We start from the raw sequence: 16,329 nt of genomic DNA on the forward strand, positions 1-16,329 counted from the left end.
ATGTGACAATTTTTGTTAGAAATAGGGTGTAATTTTTGTCAACCTTGACCAAAGCCTTGACCTTGGTTTTACTATTTTTAGATATTAGCCTTGACTTAAGCCTTGACCTTGATAAAAACAAAAAGCACCTACATTGCTGTAAGTGCTTGATTTTTAGTGGCTCCTCCTGCTGGGCTCGAACCAGCGACCCTCTGATTAACAGTCAGATGCTCTAACCAACTGAGCTAAGGAGGAATGTCCTTTGTTTTAAGTGGTGCAAATATAGGACGAATATTTATACCCTGCAAATATTTTTAAGAAAAATTTTCAAAAAAAATTACAAACCTCCTGTAATCATTTTAAAAATATCACTTCCGAATATCAGTAACATTAAGCCTAACAGGAAGATAACACCTACCATTTGAGCGTTTTCCAATACTTTCTGAGGCACAGGTTTTCCTACAACGATTTCATATAACGTGAATAAAACGTGTCCACCATCAAGTCCAGGAATAGGAATAAGGTTCAGGAATGCTAACCATACAGAGAACATTGCTGTAAAGCCCCAGAATGCAGACCAGTTGATCGAAACATTACCTGTAGCATCTTTATCTACCGGCATATTTTTTACAATAGCGATAGGCCCACCTACTTTTTTATACCCTTGAACTTTCTTGTTGAAGATTAATTTAAACTGCTTAATCTGATATGTTAAACTTTCAATAGTAAGAGTAAATCCTCTGGTGATCGATCCAAAGAATGAATAATCATTGTGAACATTATATTTCTCAATTTCTTTGAAAGACATCACTCCAATCGTTCCTTCTTTAGATACCGGAATATGTAAATCAACCGTTTCGTTATTTCTTGCTACTTTGAAATCTACGATTTTTCCTGCGTTAGGTACTACCAAAGGTTTAAGCTCATCATAATAGTTAATAGGAGTTTCGTTGATGGCAAGAATTTTATCACCAATTTTTAGTCCTGCATCTATTGTTGATTTTGTAACAATGGTATCAATGATAGGAGACATTCTTGGAGTAAGGAATGCTCTTGGCTCAGGATCATGGAATGCCATTACTTTTCCGTCATCATTGGTAGGGAAAGTAACCTCTTTTCCATTCCTTGAAACAGTAATCTCATCACTTAATAATACGTCTAAAGCCAATTTTTTAAAGTCCTTTTGAACTTTACCATCCACTTTTAATATTTTATCTCCATCCTGGAAGCCCATTTTCTTAGCTGCTTCTGTATAATGAAGTGGAGTAGTGATCTTATCTGCCTCAAAGATATTTTCTCCATTTTTTCCAACTAAAGCTGAAAATATGATCCATGCTAAGAAGAAGTTTACAGTAACCCCACCCAACATGATGATCAGTCTTTGCCAAGCTGGTTTAGATCTGAATTCCCAAGATTCAGCCGGTTTTTTCATTTGAGCAGTATCCATGCTCTCGTCTACCATTCCGGCAATTTTTACATATCCTCCGAAAGGCAGCCATCCGATTCCGTATTTTGTTTGTTCCGGATATTTTCTCCAATCGTCGTCAGAAAGTTTTGATATATCGATAGGAACTTCTTCCTTTTTTCCATTTACCTCTATCACTTCGGTGTCCGGTTGGTTGGGAGATAAAAATTTATATTTCCATTTTCCCTTGATTTTCTTCATCGAGAATATGGAGAAGTAAGGATCAAAAAACAGAAAGAATTTCTCTGCTCTGGTCTTGAACCATATTGCCGGTAAGAAGTGCCCAAGCTCATGAAGAACTACAAGTATAGAGATACTCAGAATGAACTGGAAGAGTTTGATTGCTATTTCCATTAATAAATTTTAGATTTTAATTTGCAAAGGTAACAATTATCAAAACTATGCCAAATAAAAAAGCCCCTCGAAACGAGAAGCTTTGTCATATTTCAGGACTATTTGATTATAAATTGAACGAAACACCAAGGCTACCGTTATTACCTACCTCTGCAAATACCCCAATTCTTTCAGTAAAGAAGTAACGTGCACCAATATGTGCTCCTATTCCAAAGTCTTTTCCAACAACACCTACATCAACTCCTGGATAAATATCCAGCTTTGGCGGAAGATTTAATGCATCTTGAAGATGGAAATTCAGTCTTCCAAAAACAAAAACCCGATTATCCTTATCGTTGTTCTTGTAATTGCTGAAATAGCCATTAAGACCGGCTCCCACGGATATAAGCTTATTCAACCCATAGTCGTAAGTTCCTGTGATCCCGGTTCCATATCCCCAGGCACTCAGACCCAGTTGAATTTTTTGATCTCCTTTCCCTGTCCACGCTTGAGCATTAGCCGTGATTCCAAAAAAGAACATCATCACCATAAAAACCAATTTCTTCATAAATTTTATAATGTTTAATGATATTAATAAAAAATACCTGCATCAAAAATAGAACCGAAAAGTATTGAATACTACAAAAATAGCAGACTTTAATAAATATTAAGAATTATAAGTCTCCTTTCATTATTCAATATAAAAGGCGTATTTTTATACTTCAGATTATTAAAATAACTTAAAAAAATAAAAAGATGAAGATTGTAGGGCTCAATTTGGATATCATCTGGAAAAATAAAGAAGAGAATTTTAAAATTATAGAACGAGAGCTTGAAAATCTTGAAGCAGATTTGTTTCTTCTGCCTGAAATGTTTTCAACAGGTTTTTGTATGGATGCCTCAGAAGTTTCTGACAGAGAGGGTGAATCTCTGGATTTTTTGAAAAAGATTTCAAAAGAAAAGGATGCCGCGTTCTGTGGAAGTGCTCCGGTAGAGGAAAATGGTAGCTTTTATAACAGAATGTATTTTGTACAACCGAATGGAGAAGTTGCTTTTTATGATAAGAGACATTTGTTTTCTTTTTCAGGAGAAGATAAAGTATATACTCCCGGGAAAAACAGAGTCATTGTAGAGTATAAAGGAATTCGTTTTTTACTTCAGGTCTGCTATGACCTTCGTTTTCCTGTGTTTGCCAGAAATAATGATGATTATGATGCTGTTTTATATGTTGCCAACTGGCCGGAAAAAAGAGTAGGAGCCTGGGAGCATCTTTTAAAGGCAAGGGCTATTGAAAATCTTTCGTTTGTGTTTGGGCTCAATAGAATAGGAACAGATGGAAATAATTTGTTCTACCAGGAAAGTTCTCATTGTTTCTTTGCAGATGGAAAGGAGATTGCAAATAAAAACGGAAATATTGTATCTGCAGAGCTGGATATGAATGAGCTGAAAGATTTCAGAACTCATTTTCAATTTTTAAATGACCGAGATCATTTTTCAATTGATTTATAAAAAAATAAGGCTGAGCATATTTAAACTCAGCCTTATTTTTTATATTAAATATATTGTTGCAGAAGATGAGTTAATGTATTCACATCATGTACTCCGCTCTCCTTCCAGAGAAGTTCTCCATTTTTGAACACTGCTAAAGTAGGAACACCTCTTACTCCATATTGTGCTGCCAAAGCAGGGTATTGGTCTACATCAACCTTGATGATCCTTGCGCCTTCGCCTATATTTTCTTTTACAGTGTTTAAAACCGAAGACTGAACCTTACAAGGTTGGCACCATGTAGCGAAAAAATCTATAAGTACCGGTCTTTCGGAATTGATGATTTCCTGAAATTTTTGTGACATCGTTTTTTAGTTTTTAATTTATTTTTTATCAGCTTCGTCCTGGATGCCTTTCACATTTTTCCAACTTGTTCCATCGTAGGCTTCCACTCCGTTTTTCTTTAAAATTTCCATAGCTTGGTCTGCCTGTACCCCTTTGTTACAGAAAACAACTACTTTTTTACCTTTTAGAGTTTCAATGTTGTTCTGAATCTCTGCCAATGGAATATTAATAGCATTCTTAGCCGTACCTGCAGCATATTGTTCCGGAATTCTTACGTCTAGTAAAGTTACATCTGAGCTGGTTACTACTTCCTTAATGCTAGTCTTATGAACTTCTGCGGAATGGGTTGTTTTACAGCTGTTTAATACTAAAATAGAAAATAAAACAATTCCAAAAAGATTACCTTTCATGCTCTTATGATGTTTTGGATTGGCATACAAAGTCTGTTGTAGGAAGTTTTTCTGTTTTTTTGATCCCATTAAAACCACCTTCTATTTCAGTAAAGTTTCTGATTCCGTGAGAATTAAGGATGCTTGCTGCGATCATGCTTCTATACCCTCCTGCGCAATGAAGGAAGAAATGTTCAGAGCTATCTAGAGTACGAGCCCATTCACTGATAGAGTCTAGAGGCCTGTTGTAAGCGTTATCAATGTGTTCAGCAGAATATTCGGTAAGTTTTCTTACGTCGATTACTGTGGCATCAGCTGTAAACTGTTCTGCAAATTCGGCTGGAGAGATTCTTTTTACTTCATCAATCTCTTTACCTGCATTTTTCCATGCTTCAAAACCTCCTTTCAGATATCCTACAACATTATCGAACCCTACACGGCTTAGTCTGATAATGACTTCCTCTTCAGTTCCTTCGTCTGTTATCAATAGTAAAGGATGCTTAACATCTACGATTAAGGTTCCCACCCAAGGGGCAAAATCACCTTTTAATCCAATATTAACGGCATTAGGAACAAAGCCTTTATGAAAGTCTGCAGCTCCTCTGGTATCAAGAATTAATGCTCCGGTTTCTTCTGCCAATGCTTCAAAATCTTCTGGAGAAACAGGTTGTAGTCCTTTATCCATCACTACATCCAGACTTTCGTACCCACTTTTGTTCATGGCTACATTCATTCCAAAATATTTTGGAGGTGCAGTGAGTCCGTCAAGAACTTCTCTGATAAAAGAAGCTTTGTCGGGCTGGTTTAATGCGTAATTTGTTCTTTTTTGATTTCCTAAAATATCCACAGTCTCTTTCTGCATATTCTTTCCACATGCAGAACCTGCTCCGTGAGCTGGGTAAACCGTGATGCTGTCATCCAAAGGCATAATTTTGCTCTGAAGACTATCATAAAGAATACCGGCAAGATCTTCCTGGGTAAGGTTAGTCGCCTTTTGTGCAAGATCTGGTCTTCCTACATCTCCTAAAAATAGAGTGTCTCCTGTAAAGATGGCTGTTTCCTTACCATTTTCATCAACTAAAAGATAAGTTGTACTTTCCATGGTATGACCGGGAGTGTGAAGTACCTTTATTTTTATTTTTCCCACCTCGAAAATCTGATGGTCTTCTGCAATGATTGCTTCAAATTCAGGAGCTGCTGTAGGCCCATATACAATGGGAGCTCCTGTTTTTTTGCTTAGATCTAAGTGTCCTGAAACAAAATCAGCATGGAAGTGAGTTTCAAAGATATATTTTAAAGTGACATTATCTTTTTCCAATCGATCAAGATAGGGTTTTACCTCTCTTAAAGGATCAATAATGACAGCTTCGTTTTCTGATACAATATAATAGGCACCCTGAGCCAGACAGCCCGTATATATTTGTTCAATTTTCATTGGGGTATTTTTTTAATAGTTAAAGATACAAAGTATTAGATAAATTCTAAATCAAATGTTAAATTCCATTGATAGTTTCTTTCAATATTGTGTTAAACATTCGTTTAATATCTTTTATTTTTTCAGCAAAAAGAATGCCTTACATAAGGTTAAGCGCTAATTGCTGTTTTTTATCATGTCTATTTGTTGAGTGTAACTTTTTAGTGTAGGTTGTTTTTTAAATTCAGAGATCATGGTTTGAAATTTGCTTAAACAGGGACAAAGCTGTTTCCCTAGGCTATTAATGAAAGTTACATGGGAAATATCACAAAATATTTTATAAAAACTTTTATATTTATAAGTTAAAAAAAGCGATCAAATGGCAGACAAAGCACAATTTATTGAAGAATTAAATGCTAGATACACTCCTAAGGGAGATCACATTATATTAGGAAAAGGAATGCTGGACGGAGAAGTTGTTCAGGAAGTGAATGTAACCATTCCTTTAAAAACTATCAACCGTCACGGTCTTATTGCCGGAGCAACCGGAACAGGAAAAACCAAAACTTTACAAGTATTTGCAGAACAGCTTTCTCATCAGGGAATTCCCTCTCTTGTTCTGGATATCAAAGGTGACTTCTCGGGAATTGCAGAAGCAGGCCAGATGAATTCCATCATTGAAGAAAGATATGCGAAAACACAACTTCCTTATACTCCACAAGGATTTCCAGTAGAGTTGATGAGTATTTCAGGAGGAAAAGGAATAAAATTGAGGGCTACCGTAACAGAATTCGGCCCGGTTTTATTAAGTAAAATTCTTCAGCTTAATGATACTCAGCAAAGTATCATGTCTATTGTCTTTAAATATTGTGATGATAAAGGACTTCCTTTAATTGATCTTAAAGATTTAAAGAAGGTTCTTCAGTATGTGACTGATAATGCACAAGGAAAAGCTGAGCTTGCTGCCAACTACGGATCAATAGCATCAGCTTCATTAGGAGCAATTCTAAGATCTATTGTAGCTTTGGAGCAACAAGGAGCAGGAGATTTCTTTGGAGAGCTAAGTTTTGATGTTCAGGATTTATTGGAAACCAGAGATGGAAAAGGAGTTGTTAATATTTTAAGAGTAGCTGATATTCAAAATAAGCCACAGTTGTTTTCTACCTTCATGCTTTCTCTTTTTGCTGAAATCTATATGACTTTTCCGGAAGAAGGCGACAGTGGGAAACCAAAATTGGTTCTATTCATAGACGAGGCCCATTTACTTTTTGATGAAGCTTCAAAAACGCTTCTTTCACAAATTGAAACGATGGTGAAGCTTATTCGTTCAAAAGGAGTAGGTATTTATTTTATTACCCAGATTCCGGGTGATGTTCCTGAAAGCGTTTTATCCCAATTAGGGTTGAAAATACAGCATGCTCTGAGAGGTTTTACAGCAAAAGATAAAAAAGAAATTTCTAAAGCAGTAGAAAACTACCCAACAACAGAATATTATAATGCTTCCAATTTGATTCAAAATTTGGGAATTGGTGAAGCATTTGTAACGGCGTTGGATGAAAAAGGAATTCCAACACCATTAGTTCATACTTATCTTATTTCTCCGGAATCAAGAATGGATGTTTTAAGTGAAGCGGAAATTACAGAACTTACTTCCAGCTCAGCTATGGTAGCTAAATATGAGCAGGCAATAGATAGAGAATCTGCTTACGAAATGTTAACCAGCCGAATGGAACAGGCCGCTCAGAATCCGATGCCTAATCAAAAAACAAGACCGGTAAAAGAAGAGCCTGGTATGTTTGAACAGGTGTTACAAAGTCAAGCTGGCAGAACCTTTACCAATACCTTGATGAGGGAAGGCGCAAAAGCCATTTTAGGGATGTTTGGTCTTGGAGGCAGAAGAAGATGATAAAAAATAAAGTAGGGAAAAGAAATTTTCCCTATTTTTATATAAACTATTGTAAAACAAATTAAAAACACACATGAGAGTACAATTATTTATTGTGCTGATGTCGCTATCCCTATCAAAAGCGCATGGGCAGAGTCAGTATCTTGACTCAAACTTTAACGGAACAGGTTTTTTACAAACCGACTATAAATCTAAAAGCTACGACGAACTTTCCAATATTAAGCTTTCCAGCAATGCATTGTATGCATTCGGGAGAGTGGCAATACAGGATTATCAGGCTTATGAAAGTGGTTTTGGAGTTCTGAAACACAATCTTACTTCTGGTTTGAATCCTACATTTGGAAATCAGGGAAAAGCAAACTACTATTTTGATTCTTACCATTATGCGGTTTCAACCAGGGATGTACATGCATACGCAGACGGATCATTTTTGATTCTTTCTGATTTAGGATTAACTAAAATAGATCAGAATGGAGTTTTAGATCCAAATTTTGCCTTCCATGGAAAACAGGATTTTGAATATGGTCAAAAAACATATACCCGATTACTGGTACTCCCTAATAATAAAATTTATGTTTTTGGACAAAAAGGTGATGATCTGTATATTGAAAGATATAACCCGGATGGTTTTTTTGATTTCTCGTTTGGAAGCCAGGGGACACTTACCATTGATATCGGTTCGCTTGATATAATTAATGATGCTAAGCTGCTGAATGATGGTAAAATCCTTATCACAGGATATAGTCAAAAACAGATTAACCCTTCCGGAACAAGCAGGTATAATTTTATTAGAAAAATAAACCAGGACGGAACCCTTGACCCTGCTTTTAATTATGATGATATTCCAAGCATATACGATAATCCGGGATACTTCAAAAAAATGCTTGTAGATGATTCTAATACGTATGCCTATATTATCAATAAAGTAAGCGAATGTGACCATAGGGTTTTGAAAGTTAATTTACAGACCTTGGTGTCTTCAAATATTTTTTTAAATCCCAGCGGAACACCCTGGTTATGCAGTAACCTAAATCCTAAATATGTTATTAATGATATCCTTCTTGATGGAAATAAGATATATATTGCCGGAACCGAAAAAGTAAGTGCAAACAACTCTATGTGGTTAACGCGTTACAATTTAGACGGGATTATGGACGTAACCTTTGCTAACCAAGGTAAATTCAACTATTTTACCTATTCAGGGAATCTTAACTCTCCTGTAGATGATGTGGTGAATCTGGAAAGTATACAGCTGGCCCCAGATGGAAGTCTTTATGGTGGAGGAAGGTTTAATAATGATTTTCTGGTTTTTAAGATCTTAAAATCACTGACTTTAGATGTTAATGAGTCAAAATCTAATAAAAATAATATTATCAACGTATATCCTAATCCCGTTAAAGATATTTTATTAGCTGAAAATAAGAGTCTTACAGGTCTTATTCAGGTTTCAGTGTATGATATGTCTGGTAAACTGTTGAAAAAACAAAGTTTAGATGCTGATCATGATAAGGTTTCCATTGATCTTTCCGGATTGGTGACAGGAAATTATGTGATCAAATATGAAGCTAAAAACTTTTCACAGTCTGTAAGAATTATAAAAAAATAACACAAAATGAAAAAAAATCTACAATTACTCCTTTTTTTAGGATGTTCTCAGTTTGCTTTTTCTCAACAGGGAATTCTTGATTCTAACTTTGGAATAGGGCAGTTTAGCTATGTTGAAAATGATAACGATAAGGAGCTACTGACTGCTATTGAATATACAAATGATACTCTTTTTGCAGCAGGATACGCCGGATCTGGAGCGAACGTCACTTCTCCTACTGTAGATGGACGTTTTGCCTATAAAGACCGATTCTTTTACTATAATGGAAAGACGCATAATAGCGCTTTTATCTCTATTGGTGATGAAGGTTCAAGAGCGAATGCCATTAAGCATTATGGAGCACATGTCTATCTGGCAGGATATTCGAAGGATAAAAATAACAAAAGTATTGCGGTCGTAAAAATTCTTGCAAAAGAGGCAAAACTGGATTTGTCTCAAACTTTTAATAGAGATGGTCAAGTAATTACTGATTTTACAAATGATGATGAAGCCAATGCCATTGATATTAAAAATAATAAAATTTGGGTGGCAGGCAGAGCTGGAGATCAATCTGTGATTGTCCGTTATAATCTTGCTAACGGATATGTGGATAAAACTTTTAACCAAAAAGGATTTATGTTTTATCCAATGGGCACAAAATCTGAAATTAAAAGCCTTAAAATTCTTTCAGACGATAAAATCCTTATTGCAGGAACAGCCAATAATGGAGGTCAAACAGATTTCTTTATTGCCAGATTAAACCCTGACGGAACTTATGATGCTTCTTTTGGGACGAATGGGATTAAAACCATAGATTTTTTTGGACAGAATGACCAGTTGAATGTAATGAAGATACTATACAACAGTAAAATCATGCTGGGCGGCTCTTGTACTAAAACAGCCACAAATATTGATGCCGCATTAGTGAGACTTCATGCAGATGGAAGTTATGATACTTCCTTTGGAGGAACTGGAAAAGTAACGTATGATGAAGGAACTAAAGAAGATGTTATCAATGATGTAGATGCTAAAGTAAATGCCAGTAATTATGAAATTATATATGCAATAGGATATAAGAAACCGGGATTATATAAGGATGTTTTATACAGAGAATTTGAAGCTGATGGAAGTACATTTGCCAATGGCCCTGCTGTGAGTAATCAAAGTTATTATGACGATTATCTGATTGGAGGAGCTTTTAATGTTTTACCTCCGGGGAATTTTACAAGCCCTATGACCATGTATGGAAATTGGTTTTGCCGAGAAGCAACGGGAAGATATACTCAATTTAATAAATTGGGAAATAGTACAGCGGCTATTGCTGCCGACTGCGGATCTTCTTATGCGACAGAGATAAAAAATCTTAAAGTAAGACAGGATGGTAAAATTTATGTTCTCCATCAGAATCAATTGAAAAGATACCTGAGTGACGGAACTCCCGATTTATCTTTTGGGACTAAGGGAACCTTTACAGGAATGGCTACAAGTGAATTTGATCTATTGCCTAATAATAAAGTAGTTGCTAATGTTTTGATCTACGGAACCAGCACCCAGGCTTACAGTATTATTTTAGATGATAATGGGAAAATTATAGAGAACTTCGAGTTTAAGAACTTACCGGGAGCAGATCAAAGATACGTCAACAAAATTATGTACTCTGCAGCTAAAAATAAAATGTATGCATTTTATTCTTCATTTGGTACTCAGTTTTCAACTCCTGTGATGTGCAGATATAATTTAGACGGAACTATTGATGGTTCATTTGCTAATAACAACAAATATATTCCAATGGTATCCCAATATGGCTCAGGGTCTGCCGATTTGAATAGAGTAGATGTCAATAATCAACGAATTGTTACCCTAGATTTTACAACCGATAAAAAAGTGATCAAACAATATGACCTTGATGGTAATCCGGTAGCAAGCTTTGGAAATATGGGAACAATGGAAATTACGGCTTCAAATCCTGCTCCTTTATTTAAAAAAGTAATCATGGATAATTTAAACAACGTCTATATTATTAATGAAAAAACTATAGATTTTAATACTACATTGATTGTAGAAAAATATAATTCAGCAGGAATGTTGGATACTTCTTACGGAAATAACGGTATTTTTGAATATGCTTACAATTCCGCCAGTTCGAATACAACGTTTTATACCGTTACAGTTCAGAATGATAATAAACTTTTGATTGCAGGAAAGCGTAGGAAGCTATATGTATTTGATGATGGATATATCTTAAGAGTAAACTCTAACGGAACTTTAGACACCAGCTTTAGTATACAAAATGATGGGGTGTTCTCTGATATGGAAGATAATAATCCTAGTGACTATTTTGAAATCATAAGTGCTATGGGAATTACTCCCAATAATGAAATAATAATCGGTGGTTTAAACAAAAATAGAAATGCATCCAATGCCCTTATGGATACAGCTAAGCTTAAAAGATTGAAATAATCGAATAAATTTATATATTAGTAATGAAGTGGTAAGCTTTTTGAGTTGCTTGTTTTGATATATTTTTTGTTATTTTAGCAGGTTATCTTTACTGATGGGGAAATAATATCAGGTTAAAGAGCTTAATTTTTTAAATAATAAACACAGCAGTTAACGGGAAATCAATGTATTCAATTATAGACATAGAAAGTAATGGTGCAGGTTATAGACATGAATGCATTATAGATATTGCCATCTACAGATATGATGGTCAGAAAATTACAGATCAGTTTATATCCCTTGTTAATCCGGAAGGAGATATTACACCTTTTGTTCAGAAGCTGACCAGTATTACCCCGAAAATGGTAAAAACGGCTCCGAAGTTCCATGAAATAGCCAAAAGAGTTATTGAGATTACCCAGAATACAACATTGGTGGGACACAATATCGATTTCGATTACAGAATGCTTCGTCAATCGTTCAAAAGGCTGGGTTACGATTTTAAAATCAATACTTTAGATACAATTCCTTTAGCTAAAAAACTGATTCCGGATGAAGTAAGCTATTCTTTAGGAAAACTGGTGAAGTCATTGGGAATTCCTTTGACTAATCATCATAGAGCAGATGGAGATGCCAGAGCGACTCTGGAGTTATTTAAACTTTTGATATCAAAAGATACTGAGAACGAGATTATCCAAAAACAACACGAAGAAACCAATGCCAAAACCTATATCAACAAGATTAAGGAGTTGACACAAGATCTTCCCAATGATAAAGGATTTGTTTATTTTCAGGATGAAGCCGGAAGAATTATTTTTTCAGATTATGTGCAGGATATCAATAAATTTTCCAAAAAGGTATTTAATTCCAAATCGAAAAAGTGGGAACAAGTTCAAAAAGATGTTGCACAGATCAATTTCGAGCTTACCGGAACCGATATTATTGCCAAATTAATTCTTAATTCTAAAAATAATAAGAAAAAAGAAATCTTACCTTTTGGACTTTATTTCAGAAACGGGAAGTATGTGGTTGAAAAAAATAAGCTGAATAAAACAGAAAAACCTATTCTGAAATTCAGATCATTTACCCAGGGAACAAAAGCCGTTCAGTTTATTGGTGCTCAGGAAGAATATAATGATGCTGCGGCATTAAAACAGAAAATAGAATTCAGAAAAAGAAATGAGCTGTGGCTGGGGACAGGAAGAAAGTTGGGCGAGAAATTATTCTTGATTATTGAAAACGGAAAGGTAGTGTCTTTCGGCTTTTATGAACTGTTTACACAGATACAGACGCTAAGTAAGCTTGCTAAACTGAAAATTGATCTTCCATTATCATCAACGGATTTGAACAATGAACTACAGCTGGCTCTCCTTCGTGGTGATTTTGAAACCTTACCATTACCGAAATAATAGGAAAATTGAAGCCTTACATTTTGATCAGGAAGAGGTTACTTTTCAAATCAATTTTCTTAGAATAAAAAATAAATAGTATTTTTGCAAAAAATAAATAGAAGCAATGCAAATTCTTAAACAAATAAAAACTGGAAAAAAGGGAGCTATTAAGTTCTCTAAGGTTTGGAATATTTAAAAGACTTGTCTTGCATAAAAAATAATCAATGTGGCAGGCTCTTTTACTAAGAATCTGCCTTTTTTTATGTTAAAATGAAATTATGAATTCACAGGAATTATTAAAGATTGCCAATGAGTTTGGCACACCAGTGTACGTTTACGATGCTGAATCCATCAAAGTTCAATACGAAAAACTTACAACTTCTTTCTTAAAACATACTAAGTTCTTCTATGCAGCGAAGGCGTTGACTAATATCAACATCCTCAAGTATGTCAAGAAGCTGGGCGCATCTTTGGATTGTGTATCTATTAATGAAGTCAAATTAGGATTAAAGGCAGGATTTCCAAAAGAAAAAATATTGTTTACTCCCAATTGTGTTGACTTAGCTGAAATAGAAGAAGCAATGACTTTCGGAGTTCATATTAATATTGATAACATTTCTATTCTTGAGCAATTCGGGAATAAATACGGAAATTCTTATCCTATTTTTGTTAGAATCAACCCGCATATCTTTGCTGGAGGGAACTATAAAATTTCAACAGGGCACATCGACAGCAAATTCGGAATTTCCATTCACCAGCTTCGTCACATTGAAAGAGTGATGAAAAGTACCAACCTTAATGTTGAGGGGCTTCACATGCATACAGGAAGTGAAATCAAAGATCCTGAAGTTTTCCTTCAGGCACTGGATATCATGCTTGAACTTTCTGAACATTTCCCTAACTTGAAGTACCTGGATATGGGAAGTGGTTTCAAAATCCCTTATCAGGACAGTGAAGAAGAAACAGATGTAAAAACATTAGGGAAAAAAGTTGAAAAAGTTTTAGGTGAGTTTTCCAAAACAACTGGTAGAAAATTCGAACTATGGTTTGAGCCGGGAAAATTTTTGGTAGGAAAAAGCGGTTATCTTTTAGTGAAAGCTAATGTGATCAAACAAACAACTGCTACAGTTTTCGTTGGAGTAAACTCTGGATTCAATCATCTGATCCGTCCAATGTTCTACGATTCTTACCACGCTATTGAAAACCTTTCCAATCCAAAAGGAGCAGAAAGAATTTACACTGTAGTAGGAAACATCTGCGAAACCGATACTTTTGCGTGGGACAGAAAGCTGCATGAAGTAAGAGAAGGGGATATTCTTGCATTCCACAATGCAGGAGCTTATGGTTTTGAAATGAGTTCAAACTTTAATTCAAGATTAAAGCCTGCTGAGGTTTTATTCCTTGACGGAAAAGCTCATCTGATTCGTAAAAGAGACGAATTTGAAGACTTATTGAGAAACCAGATTGAGGTAGTTATTTAATCAATAGATCATAATATAGGAACGGCTGTCTTAAAAAGACAGCCGTTTTTTTATGCTTTTAAATGCTCGGATTGTAAAGTTCTATGGATTATTTAAGCTTCATCTTGTATTCATGTATAACCTCAGTGAACGCTGCGTTAAAATAAAAGCTATTATCCCCAGCATCTCATGAGAAATTTACAATTTTTTTAATATTTACATAGGGCAGAATTATGAATTAATTGGCTAAATTTGATAGGGTTAGGATATTTTAATCCGCTTACAATAAGAAAAAATAACACCAAATCTATTAATTATGGCCAAGAATATAGCAGAGCAAATTGTTGAAATGCTCGAAAATGCCAATGTGAAAAGAATTTATGCAGTAACAGGAGATAGTCTCAATCACCTAAATATTGCGGTGAAGAAAAGCAGTATCCAGTGGATTCATGTACGCCACGAAGAAGTAGGGGCTTATGCCGCTGCTGCTGAAGCTGAACTTGACGGACTTGCAGTATGTGCCGGAAGTTGTGGCCCGGGTCATGTACATCTTATTAATGGAGTGTACGAAGCCCATAGATCTCATGTTCCGATGTTGGTGATTGCTTCTACAATTCCCAGTGAGGAAATGGGGATGGATTATTTTCAGGAAACCAATACCATAAAGCTTTTTGATGATTGTAGTTATTATAATCAAATGATTACCCGTCCCGAACAAGTACAGAGAACGCTTCAGACTGCTATTCAACACGCAATCTCTAAAAAAGGAGTCGCTGTGATCGGTCTTCCGGGTGATGTTTCAGAATTAGATGCACAGGAAGCTACAACTTCGACTCAGATTTTTAAAACCAATCCTGTGATAAGACCTTCTGATGAAGAGCTGAAAAATCTGGCAGAACTTATTAATGGAAATAAAAAAGTAACACTTTACTGTGGTATCGGTGCTGCTGAAGCCAGTGCTGAAGTCATAAAATTATCTCAATTGCTAAAAGCTCCGGTTGGATATTCCTTCAGAGGAAAAATGGCAATTCAGCCTAATAATCCTAATGAAATTGGACTGACAGGCTTGTTGGGTTTTCCATCAGCTTATCATGCTATGCACGAAGCAGATCTCGTTATTCTTCTTGGAACAGATTTCCCTTACCAGAAATTTATGCCCATAAAAAATAAGATTGTTCAGATCGATGAAAGCCCGGAAAGATTAGGCAGAAGAGCAAAGCTTGAATTGGGATTAACAGGTGATGTTAAGCAAACCATTATAGCTTTACTTCCTATGTTGAATGAGAAAACAGACGTTGACTTTCTCAATGAGCAGTTGGCATTTTATGATAAAGTAAAAGAAAATCAGCTTGAATATGTAAGAGACTCAGGAAAAGAAAATGCAATTCAACCGGAATATGTAGCTCATACATTAGATAAGTTAGCTAAAAAAGATGCAATTTTTACGGTAGATACCGGAATGTGCTGCGTTTGGGGAGCCAGATTTATTACCGGAACAGGAGAGCGGAAGATGCTAGGATCATTTAATCATGGATCTATGGCCAACGCAATGCCAATGGCCATCGGAGCTTCTTTGTCCCATCCGGATAAGCAGGTAATTGCAATGTGTGGAGATGGTGGTTTATCCATGTTATTGGGAGATATGGCGACTATTTTTCAGTATAAGCTCCCCATAAAGCTCATTGTATTCAATAACAGAACTCTGGGGATGGTAAAGTTGGAAATGGAAGTTGGGGGAATGCCGGATAACGAAACCGATATGATTAATCCTGATTTTGCATTGGTAGCTCAGGCAATGGGCTATCCGGGGAAAAATGTACATCAACCTGAAGAGGTGGAAAATGCCATTAAGGAATGTCTCAACCATGATGGCCCTTTTCTTCTCAATATTTTTACGAATCCTAATGCATTGGCATTACCTCCGAAAATTGAACTGGAACAGGTTCTTGGGATGACAAAATCTATGGCTCAGCTGATGTTGGGAGGGAAAATGGATGAGGTGTTTGAAACAGTAAAAAGTAACTATAAACATATTAAGGGGTTATTGTAGTCTATCCCATAAAGTAATCTCAGAAATGTTTTTTGAAAACTTCATACATTGTGTGAAGTTTTTCTTTTTTGTAAGCCATCTAAAT

The 16,329-nt window shown here is 35.6% G+C and carries 12 protein-coding genes and 1 tRNA gene; 7 read left to right on the plus strand and 6 right to left on the minus strand.

Annotation, left to right across the window (positions count from 1 at the left end):
• Positions 1 to 157: 157 nt before the first annotated feature.
• The 3 genes from GTR01_RS11015 to GTR01_RS11025 all read right to left on the minus strand — a co-directional run bounded on the left by GTR01_RS11015 (position 158) and on the right by GTR01_RS11025 (position 2,345).
• Positions 158 to 234, minus strand: a tRNA-Asn gene (locus GTR01_RS11015).
• 82 nt (positions 235 to 316) lie between these two features.
• Positions 317 to 1,798 carry an RIP metalloprotease RseP gene (gene rseP, locus GTR01_RS11020; RefSeq protein WP_160137899.1) on the minus strand — a complete coding sequence of 494 codons (1,482 nt, stop codon included), beginning with the start codon at positions 1,796 to 1,798 and terminating at the stop codon, positions 317 to 319.
• 106 nt (positions 1,799 to 1,904) lie between these two features.
• A complete protein-coding gene (locus GTR01_RS11025; RefSeq protein ID WP_160137900.1) occupies positions 1,905 to 2,345 on the minus strand; it encodes a DUF6646 family protein in 441 nt (146 codons plus the stop codon).
• A gap of 188 nt (positions 2,346 to 2,533) precedes the next feature.
• Here GTR01_RS11025 and GTR01_RS11030 point away from each other — a divergent pair, with 188 nt between their 5' ends.
• Positions 2,534 to 3,286 (plus strand): nitrilase-related carbon-nitrogen hydrolase, encoded by a 753-nt coding sequence (locus GTR01_RS11030; protein ID WP_160137901.1) that lies wholly within the window; start codon positions 2,534 to 2,536, stop codon positions 3,284 to 3,286.
• A 44-nt stretch (positions 3,287 to 3,330) separates the two neighbouring features.
• Here the strand turns inward: GTR01_RS11030 and GTR01_RS11035 are convergent, their stop codons facing one another.
• The 3 genes from GTR01_RS11035 to GTR01_RS11045 are packed head-to-tail and all read right to left on the minus strand — an operon-like array spanning position 3,331 to position 5,434.
• Complete coding sequence (locus GTR01_RS11035) at positions 3,331 to 3,630, minus strand: thioredoxin family protein (protein ID WP_160137902.1); 300 nt, start codon at positions 3,628 to 3,630, stop codon at positions 3,331 to 3,333.
• An 18-nt stretch (positions 3,631 to 3,648) separates the two neighbouring features.
• Entirely contained in the window at positions 3,649 to 4,020 is a 372-nt protein-coding gene (locus GTR01_RS11040) for a rhodanese-like domain-containing protein (RefSeq protein WP_160137903.1), read from the minus strand.
• 4 nt (positions 4,021 to 4,024) lie between these two features.
• Positions 4,025 to 5,434 (minus strand): MBL fold metallo-hydrolase, encoded by a 1,410-nt coding sequence (locus GTR01_RS11045; protein WP_160137904.1) that lies wholly within the window; start codon positions 5,432 to 5,434, stop codon positions 4,025 to 4,027.
• A 358-nt stretch (positions 5,435 to 5,792) separates the two neighbouring features.
• Between GTR01_RS11045 and GTR01_RS11050 the strand changes: the two genes are divergently transcribed.
• The 6 genes from GTR01_RS11050 to GTR01_RS11075 all read left to right on the plus strand — a co-directional run bounded on the left by GTR01_RS11050 (position 5,793) and on the right by GTR01_RS11075 (position 16,244).
• Complete coding sequence (locus tag GTR01_RS11050) at positions 5,793 to 7,319, plus strand: helicase HerA-like domain-containing protein (protein ID WP_160137905.1); 1,527 nt, start codon at positions 5,793 to 5,795, stop codon at positions 7,317 to 7,319.
• Positions 7,320 to 7,392: 73 nt separating this feature from the next.
• Positions 7,393 to 8,925: a T9SS type A sorting domain-containing protein gene (locus tag GTR01_RS11055; protein WP_160137906.1), complete on the plus strand. Its 1,533-nt coding sequence runs from the start codon at positions 7,393 to 7,395 to the stop codon at positions 8,923 to 8,925.
• A 6-nt stretch (positions 8,926 to 8,931) separates the two neighbouring features.
• Positions 8,932 to 11,364, plus strand: a complete 2,433-nt coding sequence (locus tag GTR01_RS11060) for a delta-60 repeat domain-containing protein (RefSeq protein WP_160137907.1) — start codon at positions 8,932 to 8,934, stop codon at positions 11,362 to 11,364.
• Positions 11,365 to 11,528: 164 nt separating this feature from the next.
• The gene (locus GTR01_RS11065) at positions 11,529 to 12,752 is read left to right on the plus strand and encodes a PolC-type DNA polymerase III (RefSeq protein ID WP_160137908.1); all 1,224 of its coding nucleotides are present in this window, start codon (positions 11,529 to 11,531) and stop codon (positions 12,750 to 12,752) included.
• Positions 12,753 to 13,012: 260 nt separating this feature from the next.
• The gene (gene lysA / locus GTR01_RS11070; RefSeq protein WP_185155121.1) at positions 13,013 to 14,215 is read left to right on the plus strand and encodes a diaminopimelate decarboxylase; all 1,203 of its coding nucleotides are present in this window, start codon (positions 13,013 to 13,015) and stop codon (positions 14,213 to 14,215) included.
• A gap of 295 nt (positions 14,216 to 14,510) precedes the next feature.
• Positions 14,511 to 16,244 (plus strand): thiamine pyrophosphate-dependent enzyme, encoded by a 1,734-nt coding sequence (locus GTR01_RS11075; RefSeq protein ID WP_160137909.1) that lies wholly within the window; start codon positions 14,511 to 14,513, stop codon positions 16,242 to 16,244.
• Positions 16,245 to 16,329 lie beyond the last annotated feature (85 nt).

The sequence above is a fragment of the Chryseobacterium sp. c4a genome (assembly GCF_009900745.1).
Classification (GTDB): domain Bacteria; phylum Bacteroidota; class Bacteroidia; order Flavobacteriales; family Weeksellaceae; genus Chryseobacterium.

What these genes read in the sequence shown, in the direction of transcription:
- GTR01_RS11040 (WP_160137903.1), bottom strand. Translation starts at nt 4,020, where the DNA reads ATGAAAGGTAATCTTTTTGGAATTGTTTTATTTTCTATTTTAGTATTA.
- lysA (WP_185155121.1), top strand. Translation starts at nt 13,013, where the DNA reads ATGAATTCACAGGAATTATTAAAGATTGCCAATGAGTTTGGCACACCA.
- GTR01_RS11030 (WP_160137901.1), top strand. Translation starts at nt 2,534, where the DNA reads ATGAAGATTGTAGGGCTCAATTTGGATATCATCTGGAAAAATAAAGAA.
- GTR01_RS11065 (WP_160137908.1), top strand. Translation starts at nt 11,529, where the DNA reads ATGTATTCAATTATAGACATAGAAAGTAATGGTGCAGGTTATAGACAT.
- rseP (WP_160137899.1), bottom strand. Translation starts at nt 1,798, where the DNA reads ATGGAAATAGCAATCAAACTCTTCCAGTTCATTCTGAGTATCTCTATA.
- GTR01_RS11060 (WP_160137907.1), top strand. Translation starts at nt 8,932, where the DNA reads ATGAAAAAAAATCTACAATTACTCCTTTTTTTAGGATGTTCTCAGTTT.
- GTR01_RS11075 (WP_160137909.1), top strand. Translation starts at nt 14,511, where the DNA reads ATGGCCAAGAATATAGCAGAGCAAATTGTTGAAATGCTCGAAAATGCC.
- GTR01_RS11045 (WP_160137904.1), bottom strand. Translation starts at nt 5,434, where the DNA reads ATGAAAATTGAACAAATATATACGGGCTGTCTGGCTCAGGGTGCCTAT.
- GTR01_RS11035 (WP_160137902.1), bottom strand. Translation starts at nt 3,630, where the DNA reads ATGTCACAAAAATTTCAGGAAATCATCAATTCCGAAAGACCGGTACTT.
- GTR01_RS11055 (WP_160137906.1), top strand. Translation starts at nt 7,393, where the DNA reads ATGAGAGTACAATTATTTATTGTGCTGATGTCGCTATCCCTATCAAAA.
- GTR01_RS11050 (WP_160137905.1), top strand. Translation starts at nt 5,793, where the DNA reads ATGGCAGACAAAGCACAATTTATTGAAGAATTAAATGCTAGATACACT.
- GTR01_RS11025 (WP_160137900.1), bottom strand. Translation starts at nt 2,345, where the DNA reads ATGAAGAAATTGGTTTTTATGGTGATGATGTTCTTTTTTGGAATCACG.